Raw genomic sequence first — 19,691 nt, forward strand, 5'->3', positions numbered from 1 at the left:
GTGATCGTCGGCGAAACGTTCAAAGTTGCGCTTTCGAGCATCCGGGCCAACAAGCTCCGGGCGGCGCTCACCATGCTCGGCATCATCATCGGCGTCGGTGCGGTGATTGCCGTCGTGGCGCTGGGGACGGGTGCACAGCGGGCGGTCGAGGAACGAATCAAGGCGCTCGGTACCAACGTGTTGACCGTGTTCCCCGGCCAGTCGTTCTTCGGAGGACGTGCGTCGGATGTCCGGGTCAACCTGACCGTCGACGATGCCAACGCGCTCCGGTCCGATGCCAAGCTGATTGCCGAGGTCGTGCCGGAGATCTCCCGGAACATGACCGTCGTGTACGGCAATCAGAACCTCAACTCGAGCATCGTCGGGACCACTCCGAACTTCTTGCCGGTCAAGAACTTTCAGATCGAGTACGGCGAGATGTTCACCACCGGCGATGACGCCGCCCGGCAGCGGTACGCCGTGGTCGGCAATGCCATCCCGAATATGCTGAATGCCAACCCCGCGGCGCTGATCAGGCAGACCATCTCTATCGGCGGGCAGAACTTCGAGGTCATCGGCGTGCTCGCGGCCAAGGGAGCCGCCATGTCGTTTCAGAACCCGGACGAGCAGATCCTGATTCCGCTCAGCACCGCCCGCTATCGATTGATGGGTACCGACAGGCTGCGGCAGATCAGTCTTCAGGTGCGCGACGGCGTTCCGCTCGATCAGGGTATGGTCGACATCGAGCGCATCATGCGGCGGGAGCACAAGATTCGGCCGGGTGCGGCGAACGACTTCCAGATTCGCAACCAGCAGGAGTTCCTCGCGACGCAGCAGCAGACTACCCAGGTCTTCGGCGTGCTGCTGGCCAGCATTGCGGCTGTGTCGCTCGTGGTGGGCGGTATCGGGATCATGAACATCATGCTCGTGTCGGTGACCGAGCGGACCCGTGAAATCGGCGTGCGCCGGGCACTCGGCGCCACCAAGCTCAATATCATGGGTCAGTTCCTGGTCGAGGCGGTCGTGCTCTGCCTGATGGGAGGGTTGTTCGGTGTCCTGGCAGGGGCCGGCGGTGCGATGGCGATGTCGAAGTTTCTGGGCTGGTCGACCATCGTTTCGCCCACCGCGGTGATGGTGGCATTCCTGTTCAGCGCCTTCGTCGGGCTCTTCTTCGGGCTCTGGCCCGCGCGCCGGGCTGCCAACCTGAATACCATCGACGCCCTGCGATACGAGTAGCTGCTGTTCTGGCCGGCCGCGGTGGGCTCCCCGCCGCGCGCCGGTCTTCCTATCTTGCTGCACGCCATGCCTACCAGCGCCATACTCGGCACCGGCCGAGCCGTTCCCGAGCGGGTCGTCACCAACCACGAACTCGCGACCCTGATGGACACGTCCGACGAGTGGATCCGAACCCGGACCGGGATCGAGCGCCGGCATTGGATCACGCCGGGCGAAACCGGGGTTGCCCTGGCCGTCACGGCATCGCGGCAAGCGCTCGAGATGGCGGGCATCGAACCGTCCGAGCTCGATGCCATCGTCTATTCCTCGTCGACTCCGGACCAGTTTCTTCCCGGCAACGGGGTGTTGCTGCAGGATCGACTCGGTGCGGGGACGATTCCGGCCATCGACCTCCGGATGCAGTGTGCCGGGTTCATCTACGGCCTGTCCGTGGCCGACAACTTCATCCGGCTGGGCACCTACCGGAGGATCCTGGTGGTGGGTCAGGAGATTCAGTCGACCCGGATGGATGTCAGCGATCGGGGTCGCAATACCGCGGTGATCTTTGCGGACGGAGCGGGGGCCGCCGTGCTTTCGGCCACCGACGACCCGGGGCGCGGCATTCTGGCCGTCGACCTCGGCTCGGATGGTGCGCATGCCGAGTCGCTCTGGGTCCCTGAGCCCGGGGCGATCCATTCTCCGATGATCGACGCCGGGCGCTACGCGCAGGGCCGCTACTTCCTGCACATGGATGGGAAAGAGGTCTTTCGTCACGCGGTGGAGCGAATGCCGGCCTCGGTGCGCAGCTGCCTCGATCGAGTCAGCCTCACTCCGGCCAGCATCGATCTTCTGATACCGCACCAGGCCAATGCTCGCATCACTGATGCGGTCCAGCGTTCACTTGGCCTTCGCGACGACCAGGTCTACGGCAACATTGCCCGGTACGGCAACACCACCTCGGCCAGCATTCCGATTGCGCTGGACGAGTGCGTCCGCGCCGAGCGCGTGAAGCCGGGCGCGCTGGTGGCGTTCACGGCGTTCGGGTCGGGCTTTGTCTGGGGCAGCGTCCTGCTGCGCTGGTAGCGGCTAGCGCGCCACCAGCGGATACTTGCGGGAGTAGTAGTCGCCCGTGCGGTAGCCCACGGCGCGGTAGAGCTGCTGATTCGGATCGTCGACGTCCTGGACGAACAGGTGCAGCGAGCCGGGCCACATGGTGGCCTGCATGGTCCACCGGTCCTCCTCGGACACATAGACCCATTGGAGGGCGCCGCCGCCCGCGTCCGTCAGATGAACGCGGCTGGCCCGTTCCAGCGATACCTTCTCGGGCAGGCCGGCAACCGCAGCGCCCCAGGGCTCGAGTTCGATGGTGGCCTGCATCCAGGTGTCGACAACCAGCGTGCCGGCAATCGGGTTGGCCATCGAGGGGATTTCGAAATCGACATTCCATTCGCCCAGCACGTCCCAGGCGTGGTCCATAGGACCGATGTTGGGAATCTCGATGGTGGGATGTTTCGCCATGGTTTCTCCGGCTGGCTCCGGGGGTTGTCCCGGGGCGGTCGGTTCCTGGAAGTGGTGGCGCAAACGCCGCCATCCTTCCGCCCGCGGCTTTCCTGCGGGTAGCGGTAGTATCGGCAGGGGTGCCCGAGTATGAAGGGCTGAAACAGGCCGCCGTTCCGTCGCGTACTGGAACGCCGGGGCAGACACTCAGGTGAACGGAGGTGGGAGCGTGTTCGAGATCATTTCACTGGCCCTGGCGGCGGCTGTCGGGGTCCTTTCGTTCGGGTTTGCCCGTGGCTTCGTCCGGCGCCGGCTTCGGTTTGTGGACGGGGTCTATTCCCCTGTCGTTCCAGTACTTGCGGCTGTCGGGGCTGCTCTGGTCGCCCTCCCGTTGACGCTGTTGCCGCTGATCACGGGCTTTACGGCGGCCGTCTTTGGGCTCGGGGCCGGGTTGGGAACCGCCAGCGGGGTCAAGGCCCTGAAACGGGGCGAGTAAGGGCTGCGGGGATCGCTTATCTTAGGGTCATGGCAACCGTGACCTGTGTGCGCTGCAGTGAGACTCGAGACGGGGTTCCCTTTCGCCCGTTCCCGAACGAGCTGGGTCAGCGCATCGTCGACCAGATCTGCAATGTCTGTTGGGCCGAGTGGCTCAAGCTGCAGCAGCAGCTGATCAACCACTACGGCCTCAATCTGCGGGACCAGCGCGCCAAGGAGTTTCTCTACACCGAGCTGGAAAAGCTCCTTTTTACCAGCGCATCCCAATCCTGAACGACAGGTCGACGGCGGGGCCTGAGGGCAGCAGGTCCTCGGTCATGCCGAAGAACCACTCCGGGCCTTTCTTCGCCTTCAGCAGGAAGCCGTAGTCGAGGGTCAGCTCGGGGTTGTCCAGGGGTTTGACCGTGGTGCCCCGGTAGGTCGGGGTATGGTAGAACAGGTTGATGAACGCGGCCTGTTGTCCCCAAAAACGAAAACGCACCCCACCGTTGGCCGAAGCGAAGACCGTACGCTGGTACTCGCTCAGGTCGCCGTGTTTCGGGGTGGTGCCGAGGCCGATTCCTCCCTCCGCAGTCCACCGCTCGTTGAGCTCGGCGCGGGCGGTGGTCAGCAGGCTGGCTGAAGCGACCCTGCGGCCGTAGCCCTCTGGCGCGCCGACGGGCAGGGTGACGGACAGGGCGGTCTGCCAGTGACGGGTGTGCCGATGGCCGGCCATCAGGCGGAGGTCACCGAGGAATCCGCGGTGTTTTGGGTAGGCAATGCTGTCGCCGGCGGGTGTCTGGATGAGATACTCGAACCGGTTTCGGGGTCGGACCTCGCGGGCGGCTACCTGGAGGCCGGTCAGGTTGTGGTACCAGTCGAGGAAGCCGTCGAGGAAACCATCGTTCGAGGCGTTGAAGCCGATCGAAGCGCCGATGAACCCCGGGCCCAGGTTCCTGGTCGCTGTCAGATCGACCCGGAGCACCTCGGCGTCGAGGACGATGCGGCTGCCTGGGCGTCCCTGGTACTCGATCATGTTGGCCAGGTCCATCAGTGCCCGAAACTCCCAGGCCTTGCCCGAGTCGATGTAGGGCTGGGTGTAAAGGCCTGATCGGGCGGTTTGGACCGGGTTGACGGGGATGTATGGCGGCAGTCCCTGCGCAAACATCGGCGCACCAAGGGTCAGGACAAAGAGCGACAGAAGGAAGCAACGCATGGGCATCCTGCAAACATAGCTAGGCGTGACGGCACCGACGTGACGGTCGCTTAGATTGTCAGCACCTCTCCTTCGCGAGTCCAAGATGCTTGCACTGGTTGGGCTGCTCCTGGGGGCTGCCGTGATGTCGTCTTTCGCAGAGCCGCAACCGGGACGGCCGCCGAACGTCGTTCTGGTTATCACCGACGATGCAGGCTACGGCGATCTCGGCAGCTACGGTGCCACCGACCTTCGTACCCCGCACCTCGATGCCTTGGCACGCGCCGGGGTTCGTTTCACCGATTTCTACGCCAATGCGCCACTCTGCACGCCGACGCGCGCTGCGCTGATTTCCGGTCGGTATCAGCAGCGCTCGAATCTCGAACAGGCGTTGAGCCACGCGGCATCGTCGCATGCCGAGTCGGGGCTGATTCCGACCGGGACATCACTGCCCCAGCTGCTCAAGAATCGCGGCTATGCAACGGCGCTGGTCGGCAAATGGCACCTGGGATACAAAGCCGAGTACAGTCCGGCGGCCCACGGGTTCGACTACTTCTTCGGGTTCAAGAGCGGCTACGTCGATTACTACCGCCACACCGACGGGAACGGCCGACCTGACTTCTTCGAGAACGAAACGCCGATTACCCGCAACGGCTACATGACCGATCTGATCACGGAGCGGTCGGTCGACTTCATACGCCAGCATGCGACGAAGCCGTTCTTCCTCGAGGTCGCGTATAGCGCGCCGCACTGGCCCTATCAGCCGCCGGGGCAGCCTTCGACTGCGCGAGGTAATGCTCGCCACCTGATGCCCTCCGACGACTCTACGGGTACACGAGCCGATTACGTCGCGATGGTGGAGCGAGCCGACTGGGGTGTCGGTCGGATTCTTCGGGTTCTCGATAGCCTGGGGCTCGAGCGGAACACCCTGGTCATCTTCACGAACGACAACGGCGGCGAGTGGCTTTCGCGTAACGAACCGTTCTTTCATCGCAAGTGGACGCTCTGGGAGGGTGGCATTCGGGTCCCGACGATCATGCGCTGGCCCGGCCGGATTCCGGCCGGCACCGTGACCGGTCAAGTCGGCATCACGATGGATCTCTCGGCCACCATCCTGTCCGCAGCTGGGGCCTTGGTCCCTCCCGAGGCTCGGCTCGAAGGAATCGATCTGCTTCCGATTGTGAGTGGCGGCGCCCCGATCGCCGAGCGCACCCTGTTCTGGCGTACCGCAGCTGGGGGTTGGAATCAGCGGGCGGTGCGCTCGGGAGACTGGAAACTTCTGGTCGATGGTCTCTCGACTTTTGTCTTCAACCTTCGGGACGATCCGAGTGAGCGGCACGATCTGGCTGCGCAGCGGTCGGACATTGCTCAGCGGCTCCGCCCGCTTCTCAACGCCTGGGAGGCTGACGTGTCGGCCGAGGCGAAGGCTCGAGCGGCGACACCAGCACCTGGCGGGCACTGACGGAACAAGTTGAACCAGGATGGCAACGCAACGGGGCCGCGCTGATCGAAGCGCGGCCCCGTTGTCCTTTCCCAATCAGCGTCCTGAGCGATCAGTCTCGCTGCCAATCCACCTTGGAGGTGACGGTCTGCTTTGACTTGTTGCGCAGGATCTCCAGCTTCATCACGTCGCCGGGCTCGTACGAGTGGAGGATGCGGAGCAAGCTCGACGGTCCGCGAGCCGGACGACCATCCACGCTCAGCACTACGTCCCCCCCCTTGAGGCCCATCGGGTTGTTGCGCGGCGTGTCGATGACGAGCACTCCTTCCGAGGTCCCGAAGTAGGCGCCGAGATCCGGATTGATCGGAGCCAGCTCGAGTTCGGCAAAGGGCCCGCCGATCCGGCGAAACATCACATCGGGCGATCCGAGCGACATCACGCGACGCTGACTCGGATCCCCTGGTGGCTGCGGGATCCGGAAGCGCACTTCGCCGTCGTCGATGCCACGGAAGGTGAACATTCGGTCGTCCGACGCGATGACGTTGACCGTCTTGGTGTCCCCACCACGCCGGTACTCGATCGCTGCCGTATCACCCGGCTCGAGCTTGGCGGCCAACTCGACCATTCGAAGGCCGGGATACGATTCGTTGCCGGCGGCGCTCCGGTCGCGCTCGGTGCCGATCAGGCGCTGGCCGTTGAATCGGGTCACGATGTCACCGGAACGCAGTCCGGCCTTGGCGGCGGGGCTGGCCGGCGTCACCGAAAGAATCGTGGCTCCGATCGAGTCCGCGGGCGTAGCCTCGACTTGGATGATGATGCCGAGGCGCGCACGCCGGTTAGAAAAAAAGTCGAGCGGGTCGACCTCGGTATCGTTGACCCAGACGCGCGAGCGAGGCTCACCCGCGCCTCGCCGCACTTCGATCCGCTCGACCGGCGGCTGTGCCCAAAGCGGAGTTGTGATGGTGCCGACAGCCAGAGTGGTCAGCAGTAACTGCTTAGTACGCATGTGATCTATCACTCCTGTGGGCGCTAAAAGCCCACGTAACGGGCGCCGGACAGGTGAACATCGACCAGCGCATCGAGCAGTCCGACACGCTCACGCCACAGCCTGAGCATCTGCTCGCGCCGGGTTTGCTGGTCCATCAGATTGACCGCTTGGATCTGGCGGTCGAGGCGCGCGACCCGGTCTTCGAGCAGCGACGTCACCGCCACGGTGTGGCCATTGACGACCTGCCGGTCCTGATCGAAGCCCGACAGCGCCTGCTCGAGCTGCGAGGCGCGGCTCATCACCTCAGCCAGCTCCGGATCGGCGGCCACCAGGGTGCGCTCCTCTTTACGGAGCGAGAATCCCGTGATTGCAAGAACGACGGTTGCCGCGAGGGCCACACCACCCAGCGCAACCTGCCTGAGCCGAAGCCGCCGGCGTTCGCGGGCGGCTTCGAGTCGGACGGCGCCGAACAGGTCGCGGGAAGGACGCAGGGTCGGGAGCGCGCGGAGCCGAGCGCTCCGCTGATCCAGCCGAGCCAATTCGTCTCGGCAGGCGTCACAGTGATCGAGATGCTCGCGCCACGACATGACCTGAGGCTCGAGGCCGGGCTCACGAGTCGCCAACAGCTGTTCAACGTTCAAATGTGTCATACGGGTACCGCTTCCTCGCCCAGCCATCGCCGAAGCCGGGCGTGGGCACGGGCCAGCTGTGATTTCGAAAAGCTGACCGTGCGGTCCATCATTTTGGCGATTTCTTCGTGGGTGTAGCCCTCGACGTCGTGGAGCCAGACCACGGCACGTGAGGTTTCGGGCAGGCGCTCCAGCGCAGCTTCCAGGTCCATCCGGAGCGCCGTGTCTTCTCGGCGCATCGGGGCGATCTCGTCGTTGAGCTCGTCGGTGTCGCGGTACTTGTTGCGACGGAGGCGCATCAGTGCTTTGCTGGACGCAATCGTCCGGATCCAGCCCCAGAGGCTTCCGTCGCCCCGATACTGCCGGATGCTGCGGAAGACCTCGAGGAAGGTTTCCTGGACCACGTCTTCGGCATCTTCGGTGGTGCGGCAGATTCGCCGGGCCAGGTTGTACACCGGAGACTCGAAGGCGCGGAACAGAGCTTCCTGCGCTTCCGGATCGCCGGCCCTGAGCCGGGGCAGTACCGCATCGGCATTGGCCAGCCGGAATGCGTCCATTCGAAGGGTTCCTGTCAGCACACCATGGGTCCTGTGGGTCCGCCCTCCAAGATGCGTAATATGGACCTTTGGTTGCACCACCGCCTGTTCGGGGCTCGGTCAGACCCGATTCCTGCCCTGACCGCGACCGGTCTCGTTCAGTTTAAGTAACCACGCTGTAAGGGTTTACGACCATCGGCCGTGTTTGAGATTAGATTGTCGTGGTTGTGGACCGGCGCACGCGCTGGTCGGGCCGCCAGTTTCCCCGGATCAGGGTCGGTTTCGTGACTCCTTGGGTTCTTCGCATTGTGATCGCGTGTGTGGGCGTCTTCTTCCTGCAGACGACCATGCCAGCCGTTACCGGGCTGCTCGGCCTCCAGATGCATGGCTTGCTGTTCCGTCCCTGGACGCTGGTGACGTACATGTTCGTCCACGGCGGGTTGAGCCACATCTTCTGGAACCTGCTGATTCTCTATTTCTTCGGCCCGGCCCTCGAGTCGCGACTTGGCGGCACCCGTTTCCTGCGGCTCTTCCTGATCAGCGGCATCGTGGGCGGCCTGGGCTGGCTGATCTTCAGCGCCGTTCCCGGCGGAGGGTTTGGCCTCCTGATCGGCGCCTCAGGCGGCGTGTATGGCGTCCAGCTGGCCTTTGCGTACTATTGGCCGAGACAGCGGATCTACATCTGGGGCATCCTGCCAATCGAGGCCCGCTGGCTCGTCATCATCATGACGGCGATGTCGCTCTACGCAGGGCTGGGCGGTGGCGGCGGCAACGTGGCCCATTTTGCCCATCTCGGCGGATTCCTGGGCGGCTACCTCTATCTCAAGTTCATGGAACGACGCCAGCAGGCACCGCTACGGGAGTGGCGTGAGGCCGCCCGGCCTGCGGTGCCGAAACTCGAATCGACTTCAGGCGCGATGGAGCGCTGGTCGCGGATTCGCCGCGAGGATCTGCACGAGGTCAATCGGAGCGAGCTCGACCGCATTCTCGACAAGATCAGCGCATCAGGGATCAGCAGTCTGTCGCCGGCCGAGCGGGAGTTCTTGGATCGGTTCAGCGCCAGGTTGCACTAGCCGCTGTCTCTCCGAGCAAGCGAAAGGCCGGTCCCTTACGTGAGGGGCCGGCCTTTTCATTCAGATCTCCCGGCCTAGGCGAACAGCGCCACCTGGCCGCCGGTGTGCCAGAACAGGACGGTCGCATCCTTCGGGATCCGGCCGTCGCGGCAGTAGGCTACGAGGCCGGCCAGTCCTTTCGCGCTGTAGGTATGATCGACGAAGACCGCCTGGGTGCGTGCCGCCGTGCTCTGAGCCTCTCGGGAGGCCGCCGTCGGCAGGCCGTAGCCCTCACCGACGAAGCCGTCGTCGACTTCGACCGTGATGGCCGCATCGAGACTGCCACCATCGAGCCCGAGCAAGGGACCCAGTCCGCGGACGATCGATCGCACCTCAGCCTCGACGGCGGCAGGCGGGTCGTCGGCACTGATGCCGATCACGCGGGTCGACAGACCGTGCAGCGCGACCCCGGCCAGGATCCCTGCGGAGGTACCCCCCGAGGAACAGGCGTGGACGATCACGTCCGGAACCAGGCCCTGGGCCTTCATCTCGCCGATGCCGTCGACGAATCCCAGCGCACCTTGCGGCGTCGACGCGCCCAGCGGAATGATCGCGGGGCGGCGGCCCTCGGCGCGATACCGCTCGGCGGCGCGTTCCATGGCTGGCTTCCGCTCCTCTCGGCCCGCGACGTACTCGACCGTGGCACCGAGCAGCCCGTTGAGCAGGGCGTTGCCGGTCAGGCGCTCGGGGGCCACACCGTTGGCCACCAGGTGGCAGACGAGGCCCGAGGCGGCGGCCACCGCAGCGGTGGCCCGGGCGTGGTTGGACTGGACTCCGCCACAGGAAATCAGCGTGTCGACACCTTCGGCCAGCAGCGGGGGCAGGACGTAGCGTAGCTTGCGGACCTTGTTGCCTCCGAAGCCGAACGAGACGGCATCGTCGCGTTTGCAGAGGATCTGCTGTCTAAGGCCCAGCGTCTGACGGAACCGGTCGAGCTCATCGATCGGGGTCGGATAGTGGCCGAAGGAGGCAATGGGCAGCCGGGCAAGGGCTTCCAGTGCCGAACTGGCTTGGGATGACGGAATCGGAATAGGCATGCGACCAGTCTAGGTGGCGGAGCCGGACCATGCAATGAGTCCCCGGGGGGTGCTTGCCGGTTTCCTGTCCGGGCTTAGGTTCCCATTCATCATCGACAATACAACTGTCGGATGTCCCGCGGATCCGGCGGCCGATTGGCGGCACGCCGGTTTTCTGTCGGTTCCGCCCCACCGTTCATTCGTCCATCGCAGTGTGGACGGCAACCCTGTGCTGCGGGTGACATATGCCACGGTTCTTCGCGGTATCGCTGGTGCTGGCGTTGGTCGGCTGCGGGAGTCCCTCTGCCGGCAACATCGATCTGGCCCGTCTCAAGGGCGCGGATCGCGAACCCGGGCAGTGGCTCGGCCTGGGCGGCACCTACCGCAGTGATCGCTTCAGCCCACTGACCGGGATCGATGAATCGAACGCGGCGTCCCTGGGCTTTGCCTGGGAGTACGACGCCAGCTCGCGTCGCGGTCGAGTCGAGCGGGGCCAGGAAGCCACCCCGATTATGGTCGATGGGGTGCTTTATCTTGCAGGCCCCTGGGGGTCCGTGGCTGCAGTCGATGCCCGGACCGGTCAGGAACGGTGGCGTTATGACCCGGATGTCGATGGCAGCTACGCGCGGCGAGCGTGCTGTGATGCGGTCAATCGCGGGCTGCAGGTCTGGCGAGGCAAGGTCTACGTCGGTACGCTCGACGGCTTCCTGGTGGCGCTCGACGCCGAGACCGGTCGTGAGATCTGGAAGCGCGACACCTTCGTCGATCGCGAGACTCGTTCCTACACCATCACCGGCCCGCCGCAGGTCGCCAGGGGCGTGGTGGTGATCGGTAACAGCGGTGGCGAGTTCGGGGTGCGCGGCTACATCACGGCATACGACGTCGAGACCGGTGAACAGCGCTGGCGTTTCTTCGTCGTACCCGGCGATCCGGCCAAGGGACCGCCGGAGCACCCCGAAGTGGCTCGGGCGCTCGAGACCTGGGGCCCCGACACCGACTGGCAGTCGGGTCTCGGCGGCACGGTGTGGGGTGAGATGACCTACGACCCCGAGCTCGACCTGCTGTACGTGGGGACTGGCAACAGCACACCATACTCCGGCTGGAATCGGGACCCCTCGGGTGGCGACAATCTCTATCTCGTATCGATCCTGGCAATCAAGCCGACCGATGGTCGACTGGTCTGGCATTATCAGCAGGTGCCCTGGGAACTCTGGGACTACACCGCGACCCAGAACATGATCCTGGCTGATCTGACCATCGATGGGGCGCCCCGCAAGGTGATCATGCAGGCGCCGAAGAACGGAATCTTCTACGTCCTCGATCGCCAGACGGGTGAGTTCATTTCCGGCACGCCGTTTGTTCGGGTCAACTGGCTCACCGGTTTCGATTCGACCGGGCGGCCGCAGATCAATCCTGCGGCCATCTATCGCGACCAGCCTGCCATCGTGTTTCCGTCTCAAGTTGGTGCGCACAACTGGCAACCGATGGCCTTCAGTCGCCAGACCGGGCTGGTCTACATTCCGGCGCGTGAATCCGGCATGATCATGCTCGACGAGCCGGGCTATACCTGGAAGCCGGGCACCGGGAACGTTGGAGCGGGCGGGCTGTTCGACTTGGTGCTGGGGTTGATGCCAAGCGTGCGGCCCGCCTACGAGGCCATCCTCAAAGGGTCACCCGACTCGACGTCGCTGGGCGTGTCCGAGTTCCTCCTGGCCTGGGATCCGGTAGCCCGGCAGGAGCGCTGGCGGGTGCCGCTGGCCAACACGACCTATGCTGGCGGTGGTGTCCTTACCACGGCTGGCAACCTCGTCTTTCAGGGAACCTCCGACGGACGGTTGGTGGTGTACTCCGCGTCGAGCGGCGAAAAGCGGACCGAGATCAACGTCGGGACTGCGATCATGGCGGCCCCGATGACGTATCAGCTCGACGGGGAACAATATGTGGTCGTCGCGGCAGGTTTCGGCGGCGCGGTTGGTCGGCAGTATCCGTACGGGACGGCGGGGTACACCTACCAGAACGCAGGGCGTCTGCTCGCGTTCAAGCTCGGGGGCGGTGCCACGCCGCTGCCTCCTCCGTACCTGCCTCTCGCGACGCCTGAACCGCCGGCGCGGCCGCCGGCGTCGCCGGCGGTGCTCGCCAAGGGCGAGGAGCTCTTCGGTGCCAATTGTGTCACTTGTCACGGCGCACGCGAGGATCGAATCTCGGCCTTTCCCGACCTTCGGCGCATGTCGGCGGCGACGCATAGCGTGTTCGACGCCATCGTACGGCAGGGCAGTCTCAGCGCAGGGGGGATGGCCGGTTTTGCCGACCTCCTGAGCGCCAAAGATGCCCAGGCCATTCATGAGTATCTGATTCAGGAGCAACGGCTCCTGTGGCAACGTGAGGGACGAGGAAGAACGCGATGATGAAGCAACGGATATCACTGCTGACGCTCGTACTTGCCATATTGGGTACCGCGCCTGCGCTGGGCCAGGCCACCTTGGCAGAAGCCAAGCGCCGTCTGTCCCAGATCGAGGGGCGGATCCCGATTGCCGGGCTCGACTCCGCAGTTGAGGTTCGCCGCGATCAGTGGGGTGTTCCGCACATCTATGCGAGGACGGTGTCGGACCTCTTCTTTGCGCAGGGGTTCGTTGCTGCGCAGGATCGGCTTTGGCAGATGGAAATCTGGCGGCGCCAGGGCGATGGATTGCTGGCCGAGGTGCTGGGGCCGGAGCTGGTGGAGCGAGATCGGTTTGCCCGGCTGCTCAAGTACCGGGGTGACATGGAAGCAGAGTGGACCAGCTATGCGCCGGACACGAAGGAGATTGTCCGCGCGTTCGTGGCTGGCGTCAACGCGCAGATCAGGCTGGTTCGGGACAACCCTCCGATCGAGTTTGCCCTGCAGGGGTTCCGGCCGGAGCCGTGGGGTGAGCACGTGCCGCTGCAGCGGATGGCGGCACTGGCCATGACGGGCAATGCGCTGGTGGAGGTCGATCGGGCACGCCTGCTCAATGAGATCGAGCAGGCCACCCTCGAAGCGCTGTTCCCTCTGGATCCGTCCCGCAAGCTCGATCCCGTCCCGGACTTCGATCTGACCGGGATCTCGGTGCGCTCCCTCGGCGCGGCGGCAGCTGCGTACACCGGTGTGCCGTTTCAGCGCTTCGACGGCTCCAACAACTGGGTTGTCAGCGGCGCCCGGACCAGGACCGGCAAGCCCCTGCTGGCCAACGATCCGCACCGAGCCGTCACGCTGCCTGCCTTGCGGTACCTGACCCACCTCGTCGGTCCCGGATGGAACGTCATCGGCGCGGGGGAGCCCGGCGTTCCGGGCGTGGCAGGCGGGCACAACGGCGCCATGGCGTTCGGGTTCACCATCGTCGGCATGGATCAGCAGGACGTCTACGTCGAGAGGCTTGGTCCCTGCCCGCTGGCGTCGACCAGGCGGTGCTATTGGAATCGAGGCGAGTGGAAGCCGGTCCACGTCATCGTCGATACCATCCCGGTGCGCGGCGAGCGGGCGCGGGTCGTCAACTTGGAGTTCACCGAGCACGGTCCCATCGTCTCGGAGGATCGCAACGGAACGCGCGGCTTCGTGATTCGGTTCGTGGGCAGTGAACCTGGTACCGCCGGCTACCTGGCGCAGATCTCGATCAACCGTGCCAAGGACTGGAAGAGCTTCCGAGAGGCCGCCCATCGGTGGCGGTTGCCGACGGAAAACCTCGTCTACGCCGATACCAGTGGTACGATCGGCTGGATTGCCGCCGGGCTCAACCCGATTCGATCCTGGAGTGGCCTCCTCCCGGTTCCGGGCGACGGCCGTTTCGAGTGGGAAGGGTTCCTGCCGTTTGCCGAGCTACCGGAAAGCGTCAACCCGGCCAGCGGTATCATCGTCACCGCCAACCACAATATCCTGCCGGCCGGGTACCCGCATCAGCTCAACTATGACTGGGCCACACCGTACCGGGCGGATCGGATCACCCAGGAACTGGCCAGGCGCCGCAACTGGACCCGTCAGGCGTTCGAGACGCTGCAGCACGATGAGTATTCGCTGCCGGCGTCTGAACTGGTACCGGTACTCTTGCGAGCGGCAGAGCGGCGGCGCGCTCGAGGGCCCGAGCTCGATCTGATGAAGCGCTGGGACTTCGTGATGCGTCGCGATGACGCGGCGCCGCTCATCTACACCGCCTGGCTGCGCGATCTTGCCGCCGCGGTGTACCGCCCTCGCTTCGGCGATCGAACCCGGGAACGCGGCAGGGCGTACGACTTGCCCACGGTCATTCGTCTGGTGCGCTCTCCCGACCGTGTCTTCGGGGCCAACCCGGAAGCGGCTCGTGATTCGATGGTGCTTGCCGCCTTTGATCAGGCAGTTGCCAAAGTCCGGGCCGAAGTCGGAGGGGCCGCCTCGAGCTGGAGGTGGGGCGACCTGCATCAGGCCCATTTCCGTCATCCGCTGGCCAGCGCCTTCGACCTGCCATCGATCCGTCGTGGCGGCGACGACAACACCGTCAACATGACGGCGGGAAGCGGATGGACCCAATCGGCGGGCGCGTCCTACCGGGGCATCTTCGACCTTGCCGATCTCGACAACTCGGTTGCCACATCGGTACCCGGGCAGTCGGGGCAGCCGGGAAGTCCCTTCTACGGCAACCTGCTCGACCTCTGGGGTGAGGGGCGGTACTTCCCCTTGCTCTTCAGTCGCGCGGCGGTCGAGCAGGGAACCCGCTACCAGCTCTGGCTCGATCCGGCGCGTTAGGCGGAGCCTGCTACCGTGATAACGTCCGACGCTGTTTTCGGCCTGGTTGCCGCCGCCCTGGGCGGAACAGCCGTTGGATTCGAGCGGCAGTGGTCCGGGCACGCGGATGGTCCGGATGCCCATTTCGCCGGGATTCGCACCTTTACCATGCTGGGCTTCCTGGGCGGGCTTTCGGGCTGGCTCTGGCTGGAGGGGGCGGCCGTCCTGGCTGGGATTCTGCTTGCCGGTGTCGTGGCCTTTACGGTTGGTGCCTACATCGCGGCCAGCCGGCGCGACATCGATGGGACCACTGAAGCAGCTGCACTGATCGTGATCGCCGCCGGGATTCTCGCGGGGATGGGCAATGCCAAGGTGGCTGCCGGGATCATCGCGGTTCTGAGCGTCGTCCTGCTCGAGAAGTCACGGGTCCACACCTTCGTGTCGCGGATCGAGGGCGCCGAGCTCAAGGCCGGAGCGCGTTTTGCGGTCATGGCGCTCGTCATCCTGCCCCTGTTGCCGCAAGGTCCGTTCGGGCCATGGGGCGGGATTCGGCCGCGCGAACTCTGGCTGCTCGTCCTCTTCTTTACCGGCCTGAGCTTCTTCGGTCACCTGATGCGCCGCGCGGTTGGGGCCCATCGCGGCTATCTCATCAGCGGCCTCGCGGGTGGACTGGTGTCGTCCACCAACGTGACGTGGACCTTTGCGCGCCTCAGTCGGACCGAGCCGGCGTTCGGCCGTGCGCTGGCACTCGGTATCATCGGCGCCAACGCCATGCTGTACCCCCGAGTGCTGGCAGCGACGACCGTACTCAATCCCTCGCTGGTGCCGGCGTTGTTGCCGCTGCTGGCGGCGCCGGCCTTGCTTGCAGCCGGTGTGGTTGCGGTGGCCGCCTGGCGATCGCGGCCAGAGGAATCCGGCGCGTCGGACACGCAGCAAGCCCAAGCGGTTTCACGAGCCGATCGGAACCCGCTCCAACTCGCCAACGCGCTGCAGATGGCACTGTTGTTTCAGGCCGTTCTGCTGATCGTGCATGTGGCCGGCAATCGGTTCGGTCAGGCGGGACTGCTCGCCACTGCAGCGGTGCTTGGTCTCACCGATGTCGATGCGCTGACGATCTCGATGGCCCGCCAGGCGGCGCCGACCGTCTCGATCGAGATGGCGGCGCTCGCGCTGGCGGTCGGTGTTCTCTCCAACACGGCCCTCAAGACCGGACTGGTGATCCTCTTCGGTACGACGACCGTGCGCCTGATTGCCGGCGGAACCCTGCTTGCCATGATCGTTGCCGGCGCGGTCGCAATCTGGCTCAGGGCTTGAGGTAGCGTTCGAAAAACTCCGCGGTCGCTCGCCCGACGGTCAGCCAGTTCGCGTGTCGCATGAAATGGTGGGTGTCGTCGACGATGACGAGCGACTCGACGGTGACGCCCTGCCGATCGAGCCGCTGCACCAGGTCGGTGCTCTGGCTGAACAGCACGTTGCGGTCGTCGTCGGCATGGATCATCAGGACCGGTGAGGTCCAGGTCGAAACGCTCGACACCGGTGATGATTCCCAGGCAATCTTGGCCGCCAGGTCGGCATCGGGTGCGCGCTCGTAGCGGTCGGGACTGACCAGGTTCCGGGTTCGGTTGATGGTCCGATCGTGGACTCCGTGAATATCGACACCAGCCGCGAAGAGCTTCGAGTCGCGACCGAGTGCCATGGCAACCAGATAGCCGCCGTAGGATCCGCCATACACGCCGATTCGCTTCGGATCGACATTGGGTTGCGCGGCAAGCCACTCGCCTGCGGCCTTGATGTCGAGATACTCGGACGCGCCGTTGACCCCGGCACGCTCCGGCTGGTGGAACTCGTAGCCGTAGCCGATGCCGAGCCGGTAGTTGACCGAGAGTACCACGAATCCGCGGCTCGCCAGGTACTGGTTGGTCGCGTACGCGTTGGTGTAGTAATCGGAGTAGTGCCAGCCGAGCAGCATCTGACGCGGCGGGCCGCCGTGGATGTAAATCACGGCCGGCCGCCGGCCGGCGCCGGTCGTGGGCTCGAACAGCTGCGCATGCACTGCCACCCCGTCCGACGCTCGGTAGACCACCTGCTTGGGCGTCACCAGCCGTCCGGCCGGAAACGCGGCAGGGATTCGATCCGCACCGAGCAGACGCACCGCACCTCCGCTCAGGGGCATGACCGCCGGAAGCGGGGGGCGATCCGTTGTGGCACTGATGAAGGCGAGCGTGCCGTCGCCGGTCACGACGGGGCTCCACTCCAGGCCGGCGCCTGGCGTCACGACTTCCATCGCGGCCCGATCGACCGGCACCTTGACCACGTGCCGGCGATCGATGTCGAGTTTGTCCGGCCCGGTATTGCCCGCAAACACCATCCACTTCCGGTCCGGCGACATCTGGATGTGCTCGGCCATGAAGTTCCCAGGCGTGAGCAGGAGTGGTTCACCGCCGCCTTCCGGAAGGGAATAAAGGTGAGGCCAGCCGTCCTGGTACGACAGGAAGACGATGCGCCCCGCTGCCCAGTGAAGGTTGGTGCCGCCGTGAGTCGTCGGGACCGAGCCGCGCAGCGTTCGAGGGGCGGTCCAGAGCCGCGTCGCGACCTCCGGCTTGGCGAGGTCGACCGAGTAGAGTGACCAGGGCGAATGCCGCCGGACCAGGGCCGAATCGGGCGCGCCGCCCGCCCCGGGAACCCGAACGAAGGCCAGCTTGCGCCCATCTGGCGACCAGCGCGGCGATCGATCGCGCGCGTAGCCCGGCGCCACCCAGATGAGTGGGGTCCTTTCGTCTGTGTACACCCCGATGAACGCATGGCCGCCACGATTCGACACGAACGCCAGCCGGCTCCCGTCCGGCGACCAGACCGGCGAACCGTTCGAACCGCGCGCGGTGAAGAGCGCCTTGCCAGGTGCGGATCCATCGATCGGGGCGGCGTGGATCTGGTTGCCACGCAGATAGGCAACTCGGTCGCCGCGGGGTGAGATGACCGGACTCTCACCCTCACCAATTGCTTTGGGCTCTCCGCCGGCAAACGGTACCGCCCAGATCTGAACCCGAGTCGGCGTCGGGCTGAAGCTGGGGTTGACGGGGAGCGCGTCGTCCCAGTTCGAGCTGAAGTCGCCACCGCGGACGTAGACGACCCAGCGGCCATCCGGCGAGAGGCTCACGCTGGTGAGTTCCTGGCCGTCGTCCTGGTCGTAGCTCGTCAGCTTGCGCGGCGTGAAGGCCGGCCCCTCGGCCACGTAGATGTTGCGGAGTCCCTGTTCGTTGAGCGCCCAGGCAATCCGCGCCCCCGAGCTGGCGGCGGTCAGCTCGTTCGGAAACGGGTAGGAGCGGATCTGCTCCAGCGTGTACCGTTGCTGCGCAGCAGACGGCACGGCGCCGAGGAGCGTCATCAGGCATACGGCGCGGATGACAGGATGCATAGCGTACCTCCGGTAAAGATCAGCCCAGGACAACCGGCACCAGTAGACCGAGAACGAGAACGAGCACGATGATCGCAGCAATGTCGAGCAGGAACCCAGCCTTGGCCATGTTCCGCACGCTGACCTGCCCCGAACCGAATACGATGGTGTTCGGCGGCGTGGCCATCGGCAGCATGAAGCCGACGGATGCCGCGAAGGCCGCCACCATCATGAGGACGAGTGGCGGCTGGTCGAGGCTGCGCGCCAGGGCGACCGCAATCGGCATCATCATTGCCGCAACCGCCATGTTGGACGCAAGCTCACTCAGGATCACGACGATCACCGCCAAACCGAGATAGATCACGATCGGCGGCATCCCGGCAAGACCCGACAGCTGGCCGGTCAGCCAGTCGGTGACGCCATGTTTCTCGATGGCTGACGCGATGGAGAGACCGCCGCCAAAAAAGAGGAGGATGTCCCAGGGAATCCGTCGTGCCTCCTGCCAGGTCATCAGCGGGCGCACCTCGCCCTCCCGGGTCCGACCGGTCACAATGAACAGTGTCAGCGCCGCGCCGAGTGCGATCCCGGTGTCGGAGAGCATGGGGACCCACGCCACCAGTCCGGGAATCGTGACGCCGCCAATCACCTTGGTGTCCCTGAGGAACCAGGCCAGCGCCGTGATCACGAAGATGATCAGCACACGGGCCTCGCCGCCCCGAATCGGTCCGAGTGCGGCCAACCGCTGAGCCAGCATCTCGCGTGCGCCGCTTCCCAGGTCTGCCGTGCTGCGGAAGCAGACAAATGAAAGCAGAAACCAGCAGACCGGCGTCAACAGGATGACAATCGGCCCGCCCAGCATCATGAACTCGGCAAACGTGACGCTTTCGCCGACGAGCTCTCGCATCGCTCCGACGGCAACCAGGTTGGGAGGCGTGCTGATCATTGTACCCATGCCGCCGATCGACGCGGCGTACGCCACGCCGAGCATCAGAGCGGTTCGGGTCTTGTCTCCCTCGGTGCCACTCGGATAGAGGGCGCCGACGGCCAGGGCAATCGGGTACATCATTGCCGCCGTGGCGGTGTTGGAAATCCAGACCGAGATGAACGTGGTGGCCAGCATGATGCCGAGCACGGCGCGACGGCTGGTCAGCCCGACGGTCAGCACCAGCTGGTAGGCGAGCCGAACATGGCTCTGCCAGTACTCGAGCGCGGCGGCCAGGAAGAAACCGCCCATGAAGAGGAACACGAGTTCGTTGGCGTAGGGTGCGGCTGCCTCACGAGTTCCCGCAATGCCGAGCAGCGGAAACAGCAGGATCGGCAGCAGCGACGTGGCCACGATCGGCATCGTCTCGGTGATGAGCCAGGTCATGACCCACGCGGTAATGCCCAGCGTCTTGCGACCCTCGGGGGTCAGCTCAGACGGTCCGAGCCAGAGAATCAGTACGAACAGCAACGGCCCGGCAACCTGGGCGACCAGCTTGGGGTTGAGTCGTTTCATGGGCCT

Annotated in this window: 17 protein-coding genes; 9 read left to right on the forward strand and 8 right to left on the reverse strand. The window is 65.2% G+C overall.

What is annotated here, in order from left to right; genetic code table 11:
• Positions 1-1,215 carry an ABC transporter permease gene (locus KF785_01410; protein MBX3145400.1) on the forward strand — a complete coding sequence of 405 codons (1,215 nt, stop codon included), beginning with the start codon at positions 1-3 and terminating at the stop codon, positions 1,213-1,215.
• Positions 1,216-1,281: 66 nt separating this feature from the next.
• Entirely contained in the window at positions 1,282-2,277 is a 996-nt protein-coding gene (locus tag KF785_01415; GenBank protein ID MBX3145401.1) for a ketoacyl-ACP synthase III, read from the forward strand.
• A 3-nt stretch (positions 2,278-2,280) separates the two neighbouring features.
• On the opposite strand, the gene KF785_01420 is transcribed toward KF785_01415, so the two are convergent.
• Entirely contained in the window at positions 2,281-2,712 is a 432-nt protein-coding gene (locus tag KF785_01420) for a hypothetical protein (protein ID MBX3145402.1), read from the reverse strand.
• A gap of 208 nt (positions 2,713-2,920) precedes the next feature.
• Here KF785_01420 and KF785_01425 point away from each other — a divergent pair, with 208 nt between their 5' ends.
• Entirely contained in the window at positions 2,921-3,187 is a 267-nt protein-coding gene (locus KF785_01425; GenBank protein ID MBX3145403.1) for a hypothetical protein, read from the forward strand.
• A 29-nt stretch (positions 3,188-3,216) separates the two neighbouring features.
• On the forward strand, positions 3,217-3,459 hold the full coding sequence (locus tag KF785_01430; GenBank protein ID MBX3145404.1) for an oxidative damage protection protein: 243 nt from the start codon (positions 3,217-3,219) through the stop codon (positions 3,457-3,459).
• Here KF785_01430 and KF785_01435 read toward each other — a convergent pair.
• Entirely contained in the window at positions 3,437-4,381 is a 945-nt protein-coding gene (locus tag KF785_01435; GenBank protein MBX3145405.1) for a DUF3187 family protein, read from the reverse strand. The two genes, KF785_01430 and KF785_01435, sit on opposite strands and share 23 nt — an antisense overlap.
• An 85-nt stretch (positions 4,382-4,466) precedes the next feature.
• Between KF785_01435 and KF785_01440 the strand changes: the two genes are divergently transcribed.
• A complete protein-coding gene (locus KF785_01440; protein MBX3145406.1) occupies positions 4,467-5,822 on the forward strand; it encodes a sulfatase-like hydrolase/transferase in 1,356 nt (451 codons plus the stop codon).
• A 91-nt stretch (positions 5,823-5,913) separates the two neighbouring features.
• Here the strand turns inward: KF785_01440 and KF785_01445 are convergent, their stop codons facing one another.
• From KF785_01445 to KF785_01455, 3 genes are read right to left on the reverse strand one after another with little or no spacing between them, the layout of a single operon-like run.
• Entirely contained in the window at positions 5,914-6,807 is an 894-nt protein-coding gene (locus KF785_01445) for a PDZ domain-containing protein (GenBank protein ID MBX3145407.1), read from the reverse strand.
• A gap of 23 nt (positions 6,808-6,830) precedes the next feature.
• Positions 6,831-7,439: a hypothetical protein gene (locus KF785_01450; GenBank protein MBX3145408.1), complete on the reverse strand. Its 609-nt coding sequence runs from the start codon at positions 7,437-7,439 to the stop codon at positions 6,831-6,833.
• Positions 7,436-7,975, reverse strand: coding sequence for a sigma-70 family RNA polymerase sigma factor (locus KF785_01455; protein ID MBX3145409.1), 540 nt, complete (start codon positions 7,973-7,975; stop codon positions 7,436-7,438). Before KF785_01455 ends, KF785_01450 begins: the two co-directional genes overlap by 4 nt.
• Positions 7,976-8,238: 263 nt before the next feature.
• Here KF785_01455 and KF785_01460 point away from each other — a divergent pair, with 263 nt between their 5' ends.
• Positions 8,239-9,027, forward strand: coding sequence for a rhomboid family intramembrane serine protease (locus tag KF785_01460; protein ID MBX3145410.1), 789 nt, complete (start codon positions 8,239-8,241; stop codon positions 9,025-9,027).
• Positions 9,028-9,101: 74 nt separating this feature from the next.
• Here KF785_01460 and KF785_01465 read toward each other — a convergent pair whose 3' ends face one another.
• Positions 9,102-10,103: a pyridoxal-phosphate dependent enzyme gene (locus KF785_01465; protein MBX3145411.1), complete on the reverse strand. Its 1,002-nt coding sequence runs from the start codon at positions 10,101-10,103 to the stop codon at positions 9,102-9,104.
• 224 nt (positions 10,104-10,327) lie between these two features.
• Here KF785_01465 and KF785_01470 point away from each other — a divergent pair, with 224 nt between their 5' ends.
• The 3 genes from KF785_01470 to KF785_01480 are packed head-to-tail and all read left to right on the forward strand — an operon-like array spanning position 10,328 to position 16,107.
• Positions 10,328-12,487: a PQQ-dependent dehydrogenase, methanol/ethanol family gene (locus KF785_01470; GenBank protein MBX3145412.1), complete on the forward strand. Its 2,160-nt coding sequence runs from the start codon at positions 10,328-10,330 to the stop codon at positions 12,485-12,487.
• Positions 12,484-14,814 carry a penicillin acylase family protein gene (locus tag KF785_01475; protein ID MBX3145413.1) on the forward strand — a complete coding sequence of 777 codons (2,331 nt, stop codon included), beginning with the start codon at positions 12,484-12,486 and terminating at the stop codon, positions 14,812-14,814. The genes KF785_01470 and KF785_01475 overlap by 4 nt, the downstream gene beginning before the upstream one ends.
• 15 nt (positions 14,815-14,829) lie before the next feature.
• A complete protein-coding gene (locus KF785_01480; GenBank protein MBX3145414.1) occupies positions 14,830-16,107 on the forward strand; it encodes an MgtC/SapB family protein in 1,278 nt (425 codons plus the stop codon).
• On the opposite strand, the gene KF785_01485 is transcribed toward KF785_01480, so the two are convergent.
• Positions 16,097-18,208, reverse strand: a complete 2,112-nt coding sequence (locus KF785_01485; protein ID MBX3145415.1) for a S9 family peptidase — start codon at positions 18,206-18,208, stop codon at positions 16,097-16,099. The two genes, KF785_01480 and KF785_01485, sit on opposite strands and share 11 nt — an antisense overlap.
• Positions 18,209-18,227: 19 nt before the next feature.
• A complete protein-coding gene (locus tag KF785_01490; protein MBX3145416.1) occupies positions 18,228-19,685 on the reverse strand; it encodes an SLC13/DASS family transporter in 1,458 nt (485 codons plus the stop codon).
• Between the last annotated feature and the right edge of the window lie 6 nt (positions 19,686-19,691).

It is taken from the genome of Gemmatimonadales bacterium (assembly GCA_019637315.1).
Classification (GTDB): Bacteria; Gemmatimonadota; Gemmatimonadetes; order Gemmatimonadales; family GWC2-71-9; genus SHZU01.